Annotated in this window: 12 protein-coding genes and 1 pseudogene; 5 read left to right on the top strand and 8 right to left on the bottom strand. The window is 69.2% G+C overall.

Annotation, left to right across the window (positions count from 1 at the left end; translation table 11 throughout):
* The 3 genes from G472_RS0122470 to G472_RS0122460 all read left to right on the top strand — a co-directional run.
* The coding region (locus tag G472_RS0122470; RefSeq protein WP_029010169.1) for a transposase at positions 1-263 on the top strand (263 nt) is incomplete at its 5' end.
* 185 nt (positions 264-448) lie between these two features.
* On the top strand, positions 449-763 hold the full coding sequence (locus G472_RS39080; RefSeq protein WP_156927221.1) for a hypothetical protein: 315 nt from the start codon (positions 449-451) through the stop codon (positions 761-763).
* A gap of 96 nt (positions 764-859) precedes the next feature.
* A complete protein-coding gene (locus tag G472_RS0122460; protein WP_342667958.1) occupies positions 860-2,593 on the top strand; it encodes an SLC13 family permease in 1,734 nt (577 codons plus the stop codon).
* 212 nt (positions 2,594-2,805) lie between these two features.
* Here G472_RS0122460 and G472_RS0122455 read toward each other — a convergent pair whose 3' ends face one another.
* The 3 genes and pseudogenes from G472_RS0122455 to G472_RS38330 all read right to left on the bottom strand — a co-directional run.
* Positions 2,806-3,984 carry a sensor histidine kinase gene (locus G472_RS0122455; RefSeq protein ID WP_029010166.1) on the bottom strand — a complete coding sequence of 393 codons (1,179 nt, stop codon included), beginning with the start codon at positions 3,982-3,984 and terminating at the stop codon, positions 2,806-2,808.
* Between the two features lie 275 nt (positions 3,985-4,259).
* Positions 4,260-4,412, bottom strand: a complete 153-nt coding sequence (locus tag G472_RS39075; RefSeq protein ID WP_156927220.1) for a hypothetical protein — start codon at positions 4,410-4,412, stop codon at positions 4,260-4,262.
* 608 nt (positions 4,413-5,020) lie between these two features.
* Positions 5,021-5,348: pseudogene (locus G472_RS38330) on the bottom strand (IS110 family transposase); the annotation flags it as partial.
* Positions 5,349-5,796: 448 nt separating this feature from the next.
* Here G472_RS38330 and dusA point away from each other — a divergent pair.
* Both dusA and G472_RS0122440 read left to right on the top strand, forming a co-directional pair.
* Positions 5,797-6,747: a tRNA dihydrouridine(20/20a) synthase DusA gene (dusA, locus tag G472_RS0122445; protein WP_084536848.1), complete on the top strand. Its 951-nt coding sequence runs from the start codon at positions 5,797-5,799 to the stop codon at positions 6,745-6,747.
* 98 nt (positions 6,748-6,845) lie between these two features.
* Positions 6,846-9,137 carry a nitric-oxide reductase large subunit gene (locus tag G472_RS0122440; RefSeq protein WP_029010164.1) on the top strand — a complete coding sequence of 764 codons (2,292 nt, stop codon included), beginning with the start codon at positions 6,846-6,848 and terminating at the stop codon, positions 9,135-9,137.
* A 66-nt stretch (positions 9,138-9,203) separates the two neighbouring features.
* Here the strand turns inward: G472_RS0122440 and G472_RS0122435 are convergent, their stop codons facing one another.
* From G472_RS0122435 to G472_RS0122415, 5 genes are all read right to left on the bottom strand, one after another.
* Positions 9,204-10,250, bottom strand: a complete 1,047-nt coding sequence (locus tag G472_RS0122435; RefSeq protein WP_029010163.1) for a serine hydrolase domain-containing protein — start codon at positions 10,248-10,250, stop codon at positions 9,204-9,206.
* A 6-nt stretch (positions 10,251-10,256) separates the two neighbouring features.
* The gene (locus G472_RS39865; protein WP_051341151.1) at positions 10,257-12,089 is read right to left on the bottom strand and encodes an ABC transporter ATP-binding protein; all 1,833 of its coding nucleotides are present in this window, start codon (positions 12,087-12,089) and stop codon (positions 10,257-10,259) included.
* A 147-nt stretch (positions 12,090-12,236) separates the two neighbouring features.
* Complete coding sequence (locus G472_RS0122425; protein WP_029010162.1) at positions 12,237-13,511, bottom strand: hydroxymethylglutaryl-CoA reductase, degradative; 1,275 nt, start codon at positions 13,509-13,511, stop codon at positions 12,237-12,239.
* Positions 13,512-13,541: 30 nt separating this feature from the next.
* Positions 13,542-14,855: a TRAP transporter large permease gene (locus G472_RS0122420; RefSeq protein ID WP_029010161.1), complete on the bottom strand. Its 1,314-nt coding sequence runs from the start codon at positions 14,853-14,855 to the stop codon at positions 13,542-13,544.
* Positions 14,852-15,391 (bottom strand): TRAP transporter small permease subunit, encoded by a 540-nt coding sequence (locus G472_RS0122415; protein ID WP_029010160.1) that lies wholly within the window; start codon positions 15,389-15,391, stop codon positions 14,852-14,854. The genes G472_RS0122420 and G472_RS0122415 overlap by 4 nt, the downstream gene beginning before the upstream one ends.
* Between the last annotated feature and the right edge of the window lie 64 nt (positions 15,392-15,455).

Raw genomic sequence — 15,455 nt, 5'->3', positions numbered from 1 at the left:
TCCTGGCCTACATGGACTTCCATCCCGACCATTGGACCAAGATCAGCTCGACCAATCCCCTCGAGCGCGTCAACGGCGAGTTCAAGCGGCGCACCGATGTCGTCGTCATCTTCCCCAATGAAGCGGCGATCTTCCGATTGGGAGGGGCCATCCTGCTGGAGCAAAATGATGAGTGGGCGGCCAGCCGCCGCTACATGAGCTTGGAGACCATGACGCCACTGGGGCATAATGACGTTTCCAGGTTGTCCGCCGTGGCAACCTGACCCGGCTCAACCCGCCGGAGAGCGATGACCAACCCCTTCGCTCGTACACCACGTGCCGGGGCACGATCCGGCCCGGCGGTCACGGATGAGCGTGTCGCCTCGCAGGTCTGAAGGGAACGGCGGGCCGGACGGAATGATCGGCGGACCGGGATCCACGGTGACGTCACGGCGAGGTCCGCCGATCCTTGGAACACGACGAAGCACCGGTGCCACGTGCGGCGCCGGTCCGAACGGGAGGGGACCATGTCGAGTGCGATCGCACCGGTGACGCGCTGCTGCTCGTGCTTGCCGGTGATCGGATGGCGCTTGAGTTCGAGTGGACGGAGGACTTGTCTCGCCAGTTGCAGAATGAGGAGGATTGCGAGCTGGTCTTCCTCGGCGAGGTCATGGAGCGTGACGTCGAAGGCCGTCGGCTTCTCGGGATGACCGGGTGTTCGCGGATCGAGGGACCGGACGAAACGGGCCGCTTCGGTTTGCTTCTGCGCACCGACCGCACGTAGGGGTTCCCGGATGCATCCGGCGCCCATCCCATACGCCCATGGAGGCGACCGCTGACCGTCGATCAAGTCCTTTCCGTCGCCATCATCGTCGGCCTGGTGGCGGCGTTTCTCCGGAACAGGCTGCGATACGACCTGGTGGCTCTGCTGGGTCTGCTGCTCGCCATGGCGGCCGGCGTCGTTCCCGCCGATCAGGCATTTGCCGGCTTCAGCGACCCGGTGGTGGTCATCATCGCATCAGCGCTCGTCATCAGCGCCGGCGTGGGGAAGTCCGGTGTCATCGGGCGCCTCCTGCGTGCCCTGGAACCGCGCATGCGGACTCCGGGGCAGCGGGTGGCGGTGCTGACGGGCAGCGTCATGGTCCTGTCCGCCTTCATGAAGAACATCGGTGCCGTGGCGATCTTCCTGCCGATCGCCGTCCAGGTGGCGCGGCGCAGTGGCACCCCGGCTGCCAGCCTGCTGATGCCCATGGCCTTCGGATCGCTGATCGGCGGACTCGTCACCCTGATCGGCACGTCCCCGAACATTCTTGTGTCGCGGGTGCGCGCCGAGCTGACCGGTGAACCGTTTTCGATGTTCGACTTCGCACCGGTCGGGCTTGGCGTCGCGGCCGCCGGCTTCGCCTTTCTGGTGGTGGGTTGGCGGTTGCTTCCGAAAGGGCGCCGGGCACCGGCGACACCGGCCGCGGCGTTCGACATCGGGCCCTATCTTTCCGAAGCGCATTTGCCCGCCGCTTCCCCCTTGGTCGGCAAGACCGTGGCCGACCTGGAATCGCTCGGCGAGGGCGACGTCACCGTGGTGGCGATCATCCGCGAGGAGGAAAGGCGCTACAGTCCTGCCGGCCACTGGACGCTGTTCGCCGACGATATCCTCGTCCTGCAGAGCGACCCCCATGCTTTGCGGGCACTTCTGGCGGCGGCGAAGCTCAGCCTCGTCGGCACCGGCGAGGGCTTGGTCAAGGGCCTGCCCGCCAACGGCATCGGGGTCGTCGAAGCCGTGGTTACGACGAATTCACCGCTGCTCGGCTGTTCGCCGGCCGAGCTTCGGCTGCGCCAGCGCCATGGCGTGAACCTCATCGGGATCAGTCGGCACGGCGAGAGCATCGCCACCCGACTCCGGCATCTCCGGTTTCAGGCCGGCGATGTCCTTGTTCTGGCGGGAAGCATGGAGGTGATGCCCGAAACCTTGCGCGGTCTCGGTTGCCTGCCGCTCGTCGACCGCGCGACCGGCCTTGAACACCGCGGCCGGGAGTATCTGCCGCTCGCGCTTCTGGCCGCCGCCATGGCGGCCGTGGCGCTCGAACTGATTCCCGTACCGGCGGCCTTCTTCGGCGCCGCCGTTCTCATCGTGCTGTTCGGCGTCCTGACCTTGAAGGAGGCGTACGACGCGCTTGAGCCGCCGATCCTGGTGCTGCTCGCCTGCCTGATCCCGATCAGCGACGCGATCAGCGGCACCGGCACCGCCGGGCTTATCGCCGAAGGGCTCGCGGGCGTCGCCGGTGCCCTGCCCCCCGCCGGGGCCGTTACCCTGGTTCTGGTGACGGCCATGGCGCTCACGCCGTTTCTCAACAACGCGGCGACCGCGCTGATCATGGCGCCGATCGCGGCGAGTTTGGCCGGGGCGCTCGGGATGAACCCGGACCCCCTGCTGATGGCGGTGGCGGTGGGGGCTGCGTGCGATTTCCTGACACCGATCGGACACCAGTGCAACACGCTCGTGATGGGACCGGGAGGTTACCGTTTCGGCGATTACTGGCGCCTCGGCCTGCCGCTGTCGGTCATCGTCGTCATCGTCGGAACCGTTCTCATCCCCCTGGTGTGGAGCGTGCACTGAGCGACAGCGCGTATCCCGGTGGGGCGGAGTGAGGACCACCGCCGCGAAACCGCATCCTCTGCCGCGGCGGCGACGAACGCACGCCGGATCGCGTTGTCGCAGGCAACGGTGTTCATCAGATGAACCGCCCTTCCCGGCGTGTACGACGCGCCGCCGGCGGGCGTCACATCGCCGCTTCAGACGGGCAGCGGCACCATTATCCCGCAACGGCATTATCCCGCAACGGCGCTGTTGCCACCGGACCGGAGCTTGAACTCGATCGTGAGCCGGGTTCCGCCGTCGCCGTTCCATACGGCGTTCGCTTCGATCTGCCCGGCGAGTCCCTCGATCAGCATCATGCCGGCCCCCGTTCCATGTCTTTCCTTCGGGAGCCCCTTGCCGTTGTCCCACAGACTGAGGCGGGCCGCGTGCTGCCCTTCCTGCTCGAGCTTCACGCCGATGATGCCGTTCCCGTTCCCGAAGGCGTATTTCAGGCTGTTGGTGACGAATTCGTTGACGATCAGCCCCAGCGGCATGGCGAGGCTGCCGGGCACCATGATGACGCTCTCGACCTCCGTCCGCAGCCGGATCGACCTGTCGCGGTTGCCCTGGAACCGGAGAAGGCTCGCGCTCAGCTCGCCGAGGTAGATGCCGAGATCGATCCGGTCGACCTCTCCCGCGGAATGGAGTTTGTCCTGGACAAGGCGCATCGCTTCGATCCGGTTCCCGATGGAGTGAAGTTCCCGACGGGCATCCAGCGTCCTGGCGTTCGCCGACTGGATCGCTATGAGGCCGGTGATCACCTGAAGGTTGTTTTTCATCCGGTGTTGCAGTTCCCGGAAAAGCCGGTTCTTTTCCTCGACGGCCGCCTGGAGTTCGGGGAGCAGGTTCAGTCGCTCGACCGAGGAGGCAAGCAGGTTCGCATAACCTCGGAGGAAATCGATGTCGCTTCGGCTGAAGGCCCGCAATCTGCGGCTGTCCACCTGGAGGATGCCATAGGGCGGCTTCCTCCCCGATCCGAGGATCGGAACATTGACGAGGGACCGGACACCATGTTCCCGGATGAAATCCGGGATCGTGAATTGGTGCTCGCCCTCAACGTCCAGGCAGACGAAGGGCTCGCCGGTGTCGATTGCCCGGGTTTCCGAGGAGCCGGGCTCCACCGGAATCGTGAGATGGCCGACGATGCCCTCCTTCCAGCCCACACCGGCGCGTATCAACAAGGTGCCGTCATCGGAATGCAGTTCCATGACCTTGACGAGATCGGCGTCGAGGCCGCGGCTGACCAGGCGGCAGGCTTCCTGAAGTATGTCCTGGAGACTGTTGGCCTCGAGGGCCAAGCGGCCGAAGTCCGCCAACACCGCCCGCTGATCCCTGAGTTCGCCCCGATTCGCTTCGATCTCAGTGGTCATGGACGTATTCCGACGTGTTGGAGGCCATTCCTGCATTTCCGAAGCTTCGTCTCGCGAACCGGCCTTCCCGGCCCCTCGTTCCGGGATACCCCGCCGACGTCAACGGCCGATTGGGTGCCCCGGCCGGACACGGCGAAAGGGAGTTGTTCCGTTGACCCGCATGCGGACCATAACACCGTTCGCCGTCCGGCATTCCGGGGCGGGACGGCCGATGGGTGTGCCATTCGGATCGATCACCGGCGGGGAGCAGCTTCGAACTCCCGGCTGCCGCTGCCTCATACGGGCCCCCGAAGCAGCGCGACCAGCACCACGACCAGCAAAAGCGCGATGGGAATCACCACGGGCGGCACGATGTAGTCTTTCAGGGAATGCCTGTGTGCCGCGCGGACCGTCTCCCGCGGCGAGGCGTGCTGAGGTGCGTTGGCCATAGATATTCCCTCCGGACATGGGGTGTGATTCGTTGCGGGTCGAAGGTTGGTGGCAGCAACCAACGGCTTCTCTGTCTGAGGTGATGTGGTGGACGGCCCTTTCACCAAGTGTCGGTGAAAAGCGTTAACCGTCGAAGAAACCATGTGTGGACGGCCCTTCCGGTGCAAGAGGGGGATCGGTTCTGACGGCTGGTCGGGTGCATCCATGTGTCCGGCCTGTTGTCGCGGCCCTTGGCCGCTGGCCTTGATGAATTCCGCGGATCGAATCCCAAATCACCTCAACGCGCTCCAGGGCGCTTGGACCCCATGGGTTTGATCGATCCCCGGCCTGACCGGTTCGTCATCACGTCTGACCACCCTTGCCCCTCTCCCCCGTCGACCGACTTGTCGGCTGACAGGGTCGATCCTGTCGGTTGATCCCCATCCTTTTTGTTCAGCCGCAATTTTCCTTACATCCGATGGTGGAACAAAGGCTTGGGATGGGAGACGCCGTCAAGCCCAAAGCCGCCGAAGGCGATGGCCCGAAGGGGCAGGCTTTACGGGGTCTTTCAGCCCAAGGCATCCTCGAAATCGGATGGCCGCGCCACGCGGGGAGAGCCGGCGAGCGGTTACATCGCCGGCGCCACGTAACTCTCCCCGCGCGTCAACACCGCCCAGGCGATGCGCGCCGTCTTGTTGGCCAAGGCGACGGCGGCCAGCTTGGCCCGGCTTGCGCTCCAACAGCTTCGTTGCCCAGTTGCGGCTGGCGTTGTCCTGACGGGCGAAGCGCAGGACCGCCGTCGCGCCGACAACCAGCAGGCGCCGGATGTAACCGTCGCCCTGCTTGCTGATGCCGACCTGGCGCTCCTCCTCAGTCAATGCCAACCTTACAGGACCGGCTCCTTGCGCCGCCCGATCGCGTCCGAACCTGATCAGTCGCTCCCGATCGAGGGAGGCTGTGTTACATTTACCGAGCTGTTTCTTCAGCATGTCCAGCGTCGCTGCTTTGGAGCGAAGGGGTGCCTTGCCGACCGCACACATATCCTCGATGTGGAGATCGATCAGCTCGCCGAACGTCTTCAGGCGTGCAATGCGCGATTCAGTGGGAGCTTCTCCGCGGTCGATCTGGCGCTCCGCATCCACCGCCCAGATCCGCGCATCGTCGCGCCGCAGGAAGGTCTCGCTCACGTAGCGCCCTTTGCGTCGGATCTGGACCCGCCAAGACCCGGAAGGAAGCTTCGTGAAGGTGGCCATTTTCGTGTGCGCTCCGTGTGCGCTCAGCCATCGAACCAGGGCGAAAAACGTCGTAAAGGAGCGTGCTTCCGTGTGCACTCCCCACCCTCCAACTGCCTGAGACTACAGGAAAACCGTGAATTATCAATGGCCTAGCATAGCCGTTGCGCCGATGATGGACTGGACGGACCGGCACTGCCGGACCTTCCATCGTCTGCTCAGCCGGGGCACGCTGCTCTACACCGAGATGGTCACCTCCGCGGCCGTGCTGCACGGGCCGCGCGACCGATTGCTCGGCTTCGGCGCCCATGAGCACCCGGTCGCCCTGCAACTGGGCGGGTCGGACCCGGCGGAGCTGGCGACGGCGGCCCGCATCGCGGCGGAATGGGGCTACGACGAGATCAACCTCAACGTCGGCTGCCCCAGCGACCGGGTGCAGGCCGGCCGCTTCGGCGCCTGCCTGATGGCGGAACCGGAGCTGGTGGCGCGCTGCGTCGGCGCCATGCGCGACGCCGTGGCCGTCCCCGTCACCGTCAAGTCGCGCATCGCCATCGACGCGATGGAGGAATGGCCGACCCTGGAGCGCTTCGTGCGCACCGTGTCGGCGGCCGGCGTCGGACACTTCATCGTGCACGCCCGCAAAGCCTGGCTCAAGGGGTTGAGCCCGAAGGAGAACCGCGACGTGCCGCCGCTGCGCTACGACCTGGTGCACCGGCTGAAGCGTGAATACCCCCATCTGGCGATCGTCATCAACGGCGGCATCCGCACCCTGGACGCGGCGGCGGAGCATCTGGGGCCGGTGGACGGCGTGATGATCGGCCGCGCCGCGTACGAGACGCCTTACATCCTGGCCGACGCCGACCGCCGCTTCTTCGGCGGCCCGCCCGGCCCCGACCGCCACGCGGTGGTGGAGGCCATGCTGCCCTACGCGGAGGCGCAGGTGACCGCCGGCACGCCGCTGGCCTGCATCACCCGCCACATGCTGGGCCTGTTCCAGGGCCTGCCCGGTGCCCGCGCCTGGCGCCGCCACCTCAGCGAGAACGCCCACCGACCGGGGGCCGGGCCGGACCTGCTGCGCCAGGCCGCCGCGCTGGTCCCGCGGGAGGTGGTGCCGGCCGTCTGACCGCCGCCGATCGCCCGCGTGTTTGCGCCGGCGCAAAAAGCGGGATCCGCAATCGTGCTTTTCTCCCCGGCAACCGAAGTTCAGGGGAGAAACCCACCGTGTTCAGCACCAGGAAACTGTGGCTGGCCCTCGGCCTCGTGATGATGGCGTCGTTCGCCGTCCTCGGGCTGATGGGCCGCCAGATGCACCGCGAAGCGCCGCCGCTGCCCGACCGGGTGGTGAGCGAGGACGGCGGCGTCCTCTACACCCTTCAGGACATCCAGCAGGGCCGTCTGGCCTGGCAATCCATGGGCGGCATGCAGGTCGGCTCCATCTGGGGGCACGGCGCCTACGTGGCGCCGGACTGGTCGGCCGACTGGCTGCACCGCGAGGCGGTGGCGCTTCTCGACCTGTGGGCGCAGCGGCGCTACGCCCGGCCGTACGCGGCGCTGGGCACCGAGGAACAGGCGGCCCTGCGCGAGCGCCTGACGCGGGAGCTGCGCACCAACACCCACGATCCGGCAACCAACACCATCACCGTGTCGGCCGACCGGGCCACCGCCATCCGCGCCGTCGCCGCCCATTACGAGGCGCTGCTGGGCAATGATCCGGCGCTCGCCGCCCTGCGCGAGCAGTACGCCATCGCCAACAACGCCGTGCCCGACCCCGGGCGGCGCGCCGGCATCGCCTCCTTCTTCTTCTGGACCGCCTGGGCCGCCGGCACGGAACGGCCGGGCGACACCGTCACCTACACCTCCAACTGGCCGCACGAGCCGCTGATCGGCAACGTGCCGTCCGGCCCCAACATCATGTGGTCGGTCGCCAGCGTCGTGCTGCTCGTTGCCGGCATCGGCGCCCTGGTCTGGTACCACGCCGCCAACCGACACGAGGACCACGTGGTCCCGCCCACCGCCGACCCGCTGCGGTCCCTGAAGCCGACCCCCTCCATGCGGGCGACCGCCAAGTATTTCTGGACGGTGATCGGCCTGTTCCTGCTGCAGATCACGCTGGGCGCCGTCACCGCCCACTACGCGGTGGAAGGGCAGGACTTCTACGGCATCCCGCTGGCCGACATCCTGCCCTACGCGGTGACGCGCACCTGGCACACGCAGCTTGCCGTCTTCTGGATCGCCACGGCGTGGCTGGCCACCGGCCTGTACATCGCGCCGGCCATCTCCGGCCATGAGCCGCGGTTCCAGACGCTGGGCGTCAACGTGCTGTGGGGCGCCCTGGTGTTCGTCGTGCTGGGCTCGCTGACCGGCGAGTGGCTGGGCGTTCAGCAGGTGCTGGACCTGGACACCAACTGGTGGTTCGGCCATCAGGGCTGGGAGTACGTGGACCTCGGCCGCTTCTGGCAGATCCTGCTGTTCGTCGGGCTGATGCTGTGGCTGGTGCTGGTCGGCCGCGCCCTGTGGCCGGCGCTGACCCGCGGCGACGAGAGCAAGCCCGTGCTGCTGGTGATGTTCCTGTCCACCATCGCCATCGGCCTGTTCTACGCCGCCGGCTTCATGTGGGGCAAGCACACGCACATCACCATGGTCGAGTACTGGCGTTGGTGGGTGGTCCACCTGTGGGTGGAAGGTTTCTTCGAGGTCTTCGCCACCGCCGTCATCAGCCTGCTGTTCGTCCGCCTGGGCCTGGTGCGCCCGATGACCGCCAACGTCGCCGTGCTGGCCAGCACCGTGGTCTTCCTGTTCGGCGGCGTGCTGGGCACCGCCCACCACTGGTACTTCTCCGGCACGCCGGTCTCGGTGATCGCCATCGGCGCCGTCTTCTCGGCGCTGGAGGTGGTGCCCCTGGCCCTGGTCGGCGCCGAGGCGTTCGAGACCTACCGCCACACCCGGGCGGCGCCCTGGGTGTCCACCTACCGGTGGCCGATCCTGTTCTTCGTGTCGGTGTCGTTCTGGAACCTGCTGGGGGCCGGCGTCTTCGGCTTCCTCATCAACCCGCCGCTGTCGCTCTACTACGTGCAGGGACTCAATCTGACGGCCAACCACGCCCACACCGCCCTGTTCGGGGTGTACGGGATGCTGGGCATCGGGCTGATGCTGTTCTGCCTGCGCGGGCTGGTGCCGGCGCACCTGTGGAACGACGGGCTGCTGAAGAAGAGCTTCTGGCTGCTCAACGGCGGGCTGGCGATGATGGCCTTCCTGTCCCTGTTCCCGGCCGGCGTCTACCAGGCGTGGGCCAGCGTGACCGAAGGGCTGTGGTACGCCCGGTCGCCGGAGATCATCCGCTCGCCGCTGATGGAGACGCTGGTGTGGATGCGCGTGCCCGGCGACATCGTCTTCAGCATCGGTGCGGCGATCCTCGCCATTTTCGCCTGGCGCCTGGTGCGCGGCATGCGGCGCGCAGCGGCGGTTCCCGTCGCGGCTCCGCCCGTCCCCGCCCCGGCGGTGCCGGCCGAATAGGACCCGGACACCGGAACGCGTCAGGGGGCGCCGGCCGCAGGGCCGGCGCCCTTTTGCGCGTTCCGCTCAGGCGGCTTCGGCCGCGGGGATGATGGCGTCGCGCAGCAGGGCGTTCAGGGCGCCGACGTGGCCGTCCGTGCGCGCCGGACGGCCGGTGTCGGAGGTGACGACGACCGTCAGGGCCAGCGACGGCACCACGTACAGCATCTGCCCGCCGTATCCCCGTGCGTACGCCACCCGGTGGCCGTGCGCCTCGGCCAGGAACCAGCCATAGCCGTACGTGTCGCCCGAATAGGGGGAGCGCGTGCGCGGCACCAGGGACTCGGCGATCCAGGCCGCACTCAGCACCGGCACCCCCTCCCACAGGCCGCCGGCGCGCCACAGCTCCCCGAAACGGAAGAGGGCCAGCGGCGACAGCACCATGTCGTTGCCCCCGAGGTAGAAGCCGCGGGGGTCGCGGATCCACCCCGGGACCGCGATGCCCAGCGGTCCGCCCAGCCACGCGCGGGCCAGATCGGCCAGACTGCGCCCGGAGACGCCGGCCAGCACCGCGCCCAGCACATGATAGCTGCCGGTGGAGTAGATCATCCGCTCGCCCGGTTCCGCCACGAAGGGCCGGGTGAGCGCGTACGCCACCCAGTCCGAGCTGGACACCCAGCGGCCGTAACCGGGGCCGGAGGTCGATTCCAGGCCGGCCCGCATGGTCAGCAGGTCGGCCACGGTGATCCGGCCCACCCGCGGGTCGGCGTCCGCCGGGATCAGGCCGGGGGCGGTGTCGGCCAGGGTGGCCCCGGCGCCGGGCAGCAGGCCGCGGTCGATGGCGGCGCCGGTGAGCGAGGCGACGATCGTCTTGGACACGGACTTGACGTTGACGGCCCGCTCCGGCGGCGGGCCGCGGAAGGCCCGCGCCACCGCCACCCGGCCGTGGCGCCCGACGACCAGGGCGCGGAGCTGGTCGAGCCCGCGCGCCCGCTCCAGCGCCCGGTCGAGCCGTGCGGGGTCGAACCCGGCGCCGGCGGCGCGGCCGGGTGGTGCCAGGGCGGCCAGCGGTGCCGCGGCGGCGGCGGCCAGCACGGCGCGGCGGGGCAGGGGGGTGGGCGCGAGGCGTGCCATGCCCGCTTACTCCGCCGCGCGGGCGCCGGCCTGGAGGCCCCACAGGCGGGCATACAGGCCGGCCTTCTCGATCAGCGTGGCGTGGGGGCCGTCCTCGACGATGCGGCCGCCGTCCATGACGACGATGCGCTCGAACCGCGCCAGGGTCGACAGGCGGTGGGCGATGGCGATGACGGTGCGGCCGCGGAACAGGCGGTCCAGGCTGTCCTGGACCAGGCGCTCGGTCTCCGAATCCAGGGCGCTGGTCGCCTCGTCCAGGATGACGATCGGGGCGTCGCGCAGGACGGCGCGGGCGATGGCGACGCGCTGGCGCTGGCCGCCCGACAGCACCACGCCCCGCTCGCCGGCCAGGGTGTCGTAGCCCTGCGGGTAGGCGGTGATGAAGTCGTGGGCGTGGGCGGCGCGGGCGGCGGCGATCACCTCGTCGTCGCCGGCCTCCGGCCGGGCCAGGCGGATGTTGTCCATCAGCGACATGTTGAAGATCGCCGGTTCCTGCGGGATCACCGCGAAGGCGCGGCGGTAGCTGCGCACCTCCAGCCCGGCGACGTCGCGCCCGTCCACCAGCAGGCGGCCGGAATCGGGCGGGTAGAGCGCCAGCAGCAGCTTCAGCAGCGTCGACTTGCCGGCCCCCGACGGACCCACCAGCCCGACGGACTGGCCGGCCGGAATGGTCAGCGACAGGTCCGTCACCACGGGGTCGCCGCCCGCCTTGTAGGCGAAGCTGAGCCCGTCCAGGGTGATGGCGCCGCGGGCCGGGGTGAAGCGGTCCCCGGCGGCTTCCGATTCCGCCTCGGCGGCGTCGCGGGCCCTGGCCAGCAGATCGGTCAGGCGACGGAAGCCGGCGTACGCCTCGATGATGTGGTTCAGCTCGTACGCCAGCCACTCGAAACGCATCCAGGCGCCGACCGTGAACATCAGCACGACCGTGAAGGCTTCCAGCGGCATCGCCCCGGCGGTGGCGCTCTCCAGGGCCACCAGGAAGATGACGATCATCCACAGCCCGGCCGTCAGGTTCAGCCCGGCCCAGCGCAGCGCCTGATAGCGGAACAGCCGGCGCCCGGCGTCGTGCCCGTCCAGTTCCACCGCCCGGGCGCGCTGCAGGATCGGCCGCTCCAGGGTGAAGATCTTGATCGTGGTGACCGAGGAGAGGAAATCGTAGACGTTGGCGAACAGCACCTCCACCGCGGCGTACACCCGGTCGAAGCGCCGGCGCAGAGGCGGCAGGGTGAGCAGCGCCACCGCCACGTAGCTGCCGCCGAACAGCAGGTACAGGAGATAGAAGACCGGCGGCACGTCCAGGGTGGCCACCGCCACGCCGAGGGAGATGAACAGGCCCACCTGCGCCAGCAGCGACCAGAACAGGGAGTCGAGCAGCGTCTTGAAGGACTCCCGCCCCTTGTTGATCTTCTGCCCCTTGGCGCCGCTGGCCACGTCCTCGTGCCAGGCGGTGTCCATGGAGATGACGCGGTCCAGCGCGTAGAGGCCGAGGCTGCGCACCGCCAGGTCGACGGTGGCGAGCTGCGGGAACAGCACGGCGATGCCGCCGAGATAGAGGATGAACACCACCAGATAGGGGGCGGCCGTCGTCACCGCCTCGCCGAATCCCATGCCGCCGGTGGCCACCACGGCGATGAAATAGGAGAAGAACAGCGGAATCGCCGCCGCCACCGAATGGCGCAGCAGCATGACGGTGCCCACCGCCGCCAGGGTGCCGCGGTACGGGCCGGTGGCGAACCACATCCACGCCATGAACCCGTCGCCGCGCGGCGCCCGCGCCGGGTCGAGGCGGGCCAGACGCCGGTCGTGGACACGGCCGGCGGGGGTGGGGGAGACGTCCATGATGCAAAGCCCTCGTCGCGCGCGGATGCCAGGACTTTAGGCCATCCGGCGCGAACGGGAAGGGGGCCCGTGCGCCGGACGGTCATGCGCCGGACGGCCATGCGCCCGGGCGTCGCGGCCCTCCCCGCGGGCGGCAACGGACCCCCGTCAGCCCCGCAGGCGCTTCAGCTCCGCCTCGGCCACGTCCACCCGCACGGTGCCGCGCTCCACCAGGATGCGGGCGACGGCGTCGACCTCCGCGCCGGCGGCGCCGGCCATCATGGCGATGTTGCGGGCGTGCAGGGCCATGTGTCCCTTCTGGATGCCGGTGGTGGCCAGCGCCTTCAGGGCCGAGAAGTTCTGCGCCAGCCCGACCGCGGCGATGATGCGGGCCAGCCGGTCGGCGGTGGTGGCGCCGAGGATCTTCAGGTTGGCGCGGGCGGTGGGGTGCAGCTTGGTGGCGCCGCCGATCAGGCCGACCGCCATGGGCACCTCGATGGAGCCGGCAAGGTCGCCGTCCGCCGTCACCTCCCAGCGGGTCAGGCTGGAATAGCGGCCGTCGCGGGCGGCGTAGGCGTGGGCGCCCGCCTCCACGGCGCGGGTGTCGTTGCCGGTGGCCAGCACCACGGCGGAGATGCCGTTCATGATGCCCTTGTTGTGGGTGGCCGCGCGGTAGGGGTCGGCGGCGGCGAAGTGGTAGGCGCTGACGATGCCGTCGCGCACCTCCGGCCCGCCGATGGCGTCGCAGGTCCAGGTGGCGCGCGCGCGCGCCAGGCGGCGGTCGGCGTAGTTGGAGAGGATGCGCAGGTACACCCGGCCGCCGGTCCAGGCCGCCGCGTGGGGGGCCAGCGCCTCGGCCATGCTGTTGACGGCGTTGGCGCCCATGGCGTCGCGGGTGTCGACGATCAGGTGCGTCACCACCATCGCCCCGCCGGGGGCGTCGACGATGCGCACCTCCACGTCGCGGAAGCCGCCGCCCAGGCGTACCAGCACGGGGTCGCAGGCGTCGCAGATCGCCTTGATCTCGTCCCGCCGCTCCAGGATGCGCAGGCGGGCGTGGTGCGGGTCGCTCACGCCGACGAGCTGGACCTGGGCGATCATCGCCGCATCGGACATGGAGGTGGTGAAGCCGCCGCTGTCGTAGCACTGGCGCGCCGCGTTGCAGACAGCGGCCACCACCGACGACTCCTCGGTCGCCATGGGGATCAGCACATCCGCCCCGTCGACGCGCATGTTGGTGGCGATGCCCACGGGGATGCTCATGGTGGCGATCACGTTCTCGATCAGGTGATCGGCCAGGTGCGGGTCCAGGTTGCCCATGTCGGCGAGGTGCGCGACGGTGTCCCCGTCCAGCCCGGCGAAATCGGCGACGAAGTCCAGGCGCTCGCGCGGGGTCTTCTTGTGGAAACCGGAGACGCGGGACGTCTTTGCCTCAGTGGTCACGGTGGAAGCTCCGATCGGGGAGGTGGCGGGTCAGCCGCCGACCATCAGTTTGGGAAGCCAGGTCACCAGGCCGGGGAAGGCGGCGCAGATCAGCAGACCCGCGACCTGGAGCGCGAAGAAGGGCATGATGCCGCGGTAGACCACGTCCATGCCGAGGTGCGGCGGCAGCGGGCCTTTGATGTAGAAGAGCGTGTAACCGAAGGGCGGGCTGATGTAGCCCATCTGGATCGTCAGGGCGAACAGCACGCCGAACCACACCTCGTCGAAGCCCAGGAAGCGCACGATGGGCAGGAACACCGGCACGGTCAGCAGGATGATGCCGATCTCGTCCAGCACGGTGCCGAGGAAGATCAGCACCGCCATCATCACCGCCAGGATCAGGTAGGGGTGGACGTCGAGGCCGCGGATGAACCCCATCAGCGTGTCCGCCCCGCCCAGCCCGGTGAAGATCGCCACGTACGCCTTGGCACCGATGGTGATCCACAGGATCATGGCCGACGCCTTCAGCGTTTCGGTCGCCGCGCGGGACAGCGCCTCCACCGTCAGCCGGCGCCGCAGGGCGGCCGACAGCATGGCCCCGGCGACGCCGACCGCCGCCGCCTCGGTCGGCGTGGCGACGCCGAAGAAGATGGAGCCGAGGATCATGACGATCAGCAGGAACGGCAGGGCCAGGGAGCGCAGGCTGGCCAGCTTGGCGCTCAGCGCCACCCGCTCCCCGGTGCCGGCCGGGACCATATCGGGGCGCAGCACGGACACCGCGGCGATGTAGCCGACGTACAGGGCGGCCAGCAGCAGGCCGGGGACGATGCCGGCGATCAGCATCTGGCCGATCGACACCTGCGCCGTCACGGCGTAGACGATGGTCAGCACCGACGGCGGGATCAGGATGCCCAGCGTGCCAGACGCGCAGATGGTGCCGGTGGCCAGCCGCGGGTCGTAGCCGCGGCGCAGCATTTCCGGCAGGGCCAGCACGCCCATGGCGGTGACCGCCGCCCCGACCACGCCGGTCATCGCCGCCATGACGACGCAGATGACCACGGTGCCGATGGCCAGCCCGCCGCGCACCCGGCCGAACCACAGCTCCATGGCGCGGTACAGCTCCTCGATGACGCCGGAGCGCTGGAGGATCGCGGCCATCAGGATGTACAGGGGGATGCCCAGCAGCGCCTCCGACCGCATGGTGTCGAAGATCTGCAGCACCAGGATGACGACCGCGTCGGCGTTCCACAGGGTGACCGTGAACAGCAGCGACAGGCCGCCGAGAACGAAGGCGATGGGCAGCCCGGTCAGCATGAACAGGGTCAGGCCGCCGAACATGGCCAGCAGGATGGCGGTGGAACTCATGCCGCACCCTCGCCGGCCGGGGGTTCATGGGTGATCGCCGTCGGATCGCGGTAGAGGACGCGCAGGAACTCCGCGGCGCTTTGCAGCGCCAGCAGCAGCACGGCGGCGGGGACGGCGAACTTGACCGGCCAGATCGGCGGGTTCCAGGCGGAGAAGGAGGTTTCCCGGAACTCCCACGACTGCACCGCCAGCGGCCAGGAGTAGACCAGCAGGATGGCGCAGAACAGGATGATGACAGGGTGGTTCACCAGCTCCAGCGCGCGGTCCCAGCGCGCCGGCAGGGCGCGCCGCACCAGGTCCAGGTTGACGTGGCCGCGCAGGTGCAGCAGGTACGGCCCGCCCAGCAGGAAGTAGGGGCCGAACAGCAGCGTCGCCAGCTCCATCCCCCAGGTGGTGGGGGCGTTGAAGGCGTAGCGGCTGACCACCTCGTAGAGCATGACGGGGACGACGACGAACATCAGCACGGCGGCGACGTAGAACAGCAGCCGGTTGAGCGCGGTGATTCCCTGCACGCAACGGCGTAGGGCTGGTGGCATGGATGGGGTTCCGGATCGTCGCAACGGGTCCGCTCCCGCCCGGTGCCGGGCGGGAGCGGGGGAG

Origin of the sequence: Azospirillum halopraeferens DSM 3675 (assembly GCF_000429625.1) — a bacterium.
GTDB classification, from domain to species: domain Bacteria; phylum Pseudomonadota; class Alphaproteobacteria; order Azospirillales; family Azospirillaceae; genus Azospirillum; species Azospirillum halopraeferens.
Note: the sequence above shows the minus strand (reverse complement) of the source record. Positions and strands in the feature narration are given on the sequence as shown.

What these genes read in the sequence shown, in the direction of transcription:
- G472_RS39075 (WP_156927220.1), bottom strand. Translation starts at nt 4,412, where the DNA reads ATGGCCAACGCACCTCAGCACGCCTCGCCGCGGGAGACGGTCCGCGCG.
- dusA (WP_084536848.1), top strand. Translation starts at nt 5,797, where the DNA reads ATGATGGACTGGACGGACCGGCACTGCCGGACCTTCCATCGTCTGCTC.
- G472_RS0122415 (WP_029010160.1), bottom strand. Translation starts at nt 15,391, where the DNA reads ATGCCACCAGCCCTACGCCGTTGCGTGCAGGGAATCACCGCGCTCAAC.
- G472_RS39865 (WP_051341151.1), bottom strand. Translation starts at nt 12,089, where the DNA reads ATGGACGTCTCCCCCACCCCCGCCGGCCGTGTCCACGACCGGCGTCTG.
- G472_RS0122420 (WP_029010161.1), bottom strand. Translation starts at nt 14,855, where the DNA reads ATGAGTTCCACCGCCATCCTGCTGGCCATGTTCGGCGGCCTGACCCTG.
- G472_RS0122435 (WP_029010163.1), bottom strand. Translation starts at nt 10,250, where the DNA reads ATGGCACGCCTCGCGCCCACCCCCCTGCCCCGCCGCGCCGTGCTGGCC.
- G472_RS0122455 (WP_029010166.1), bottom strand. Translation starts at nt 3,984, where the DNA reads ATGACCACTGAGATCGAAGCGAATCGGGGCGAACTCAGGGATCAGCGG.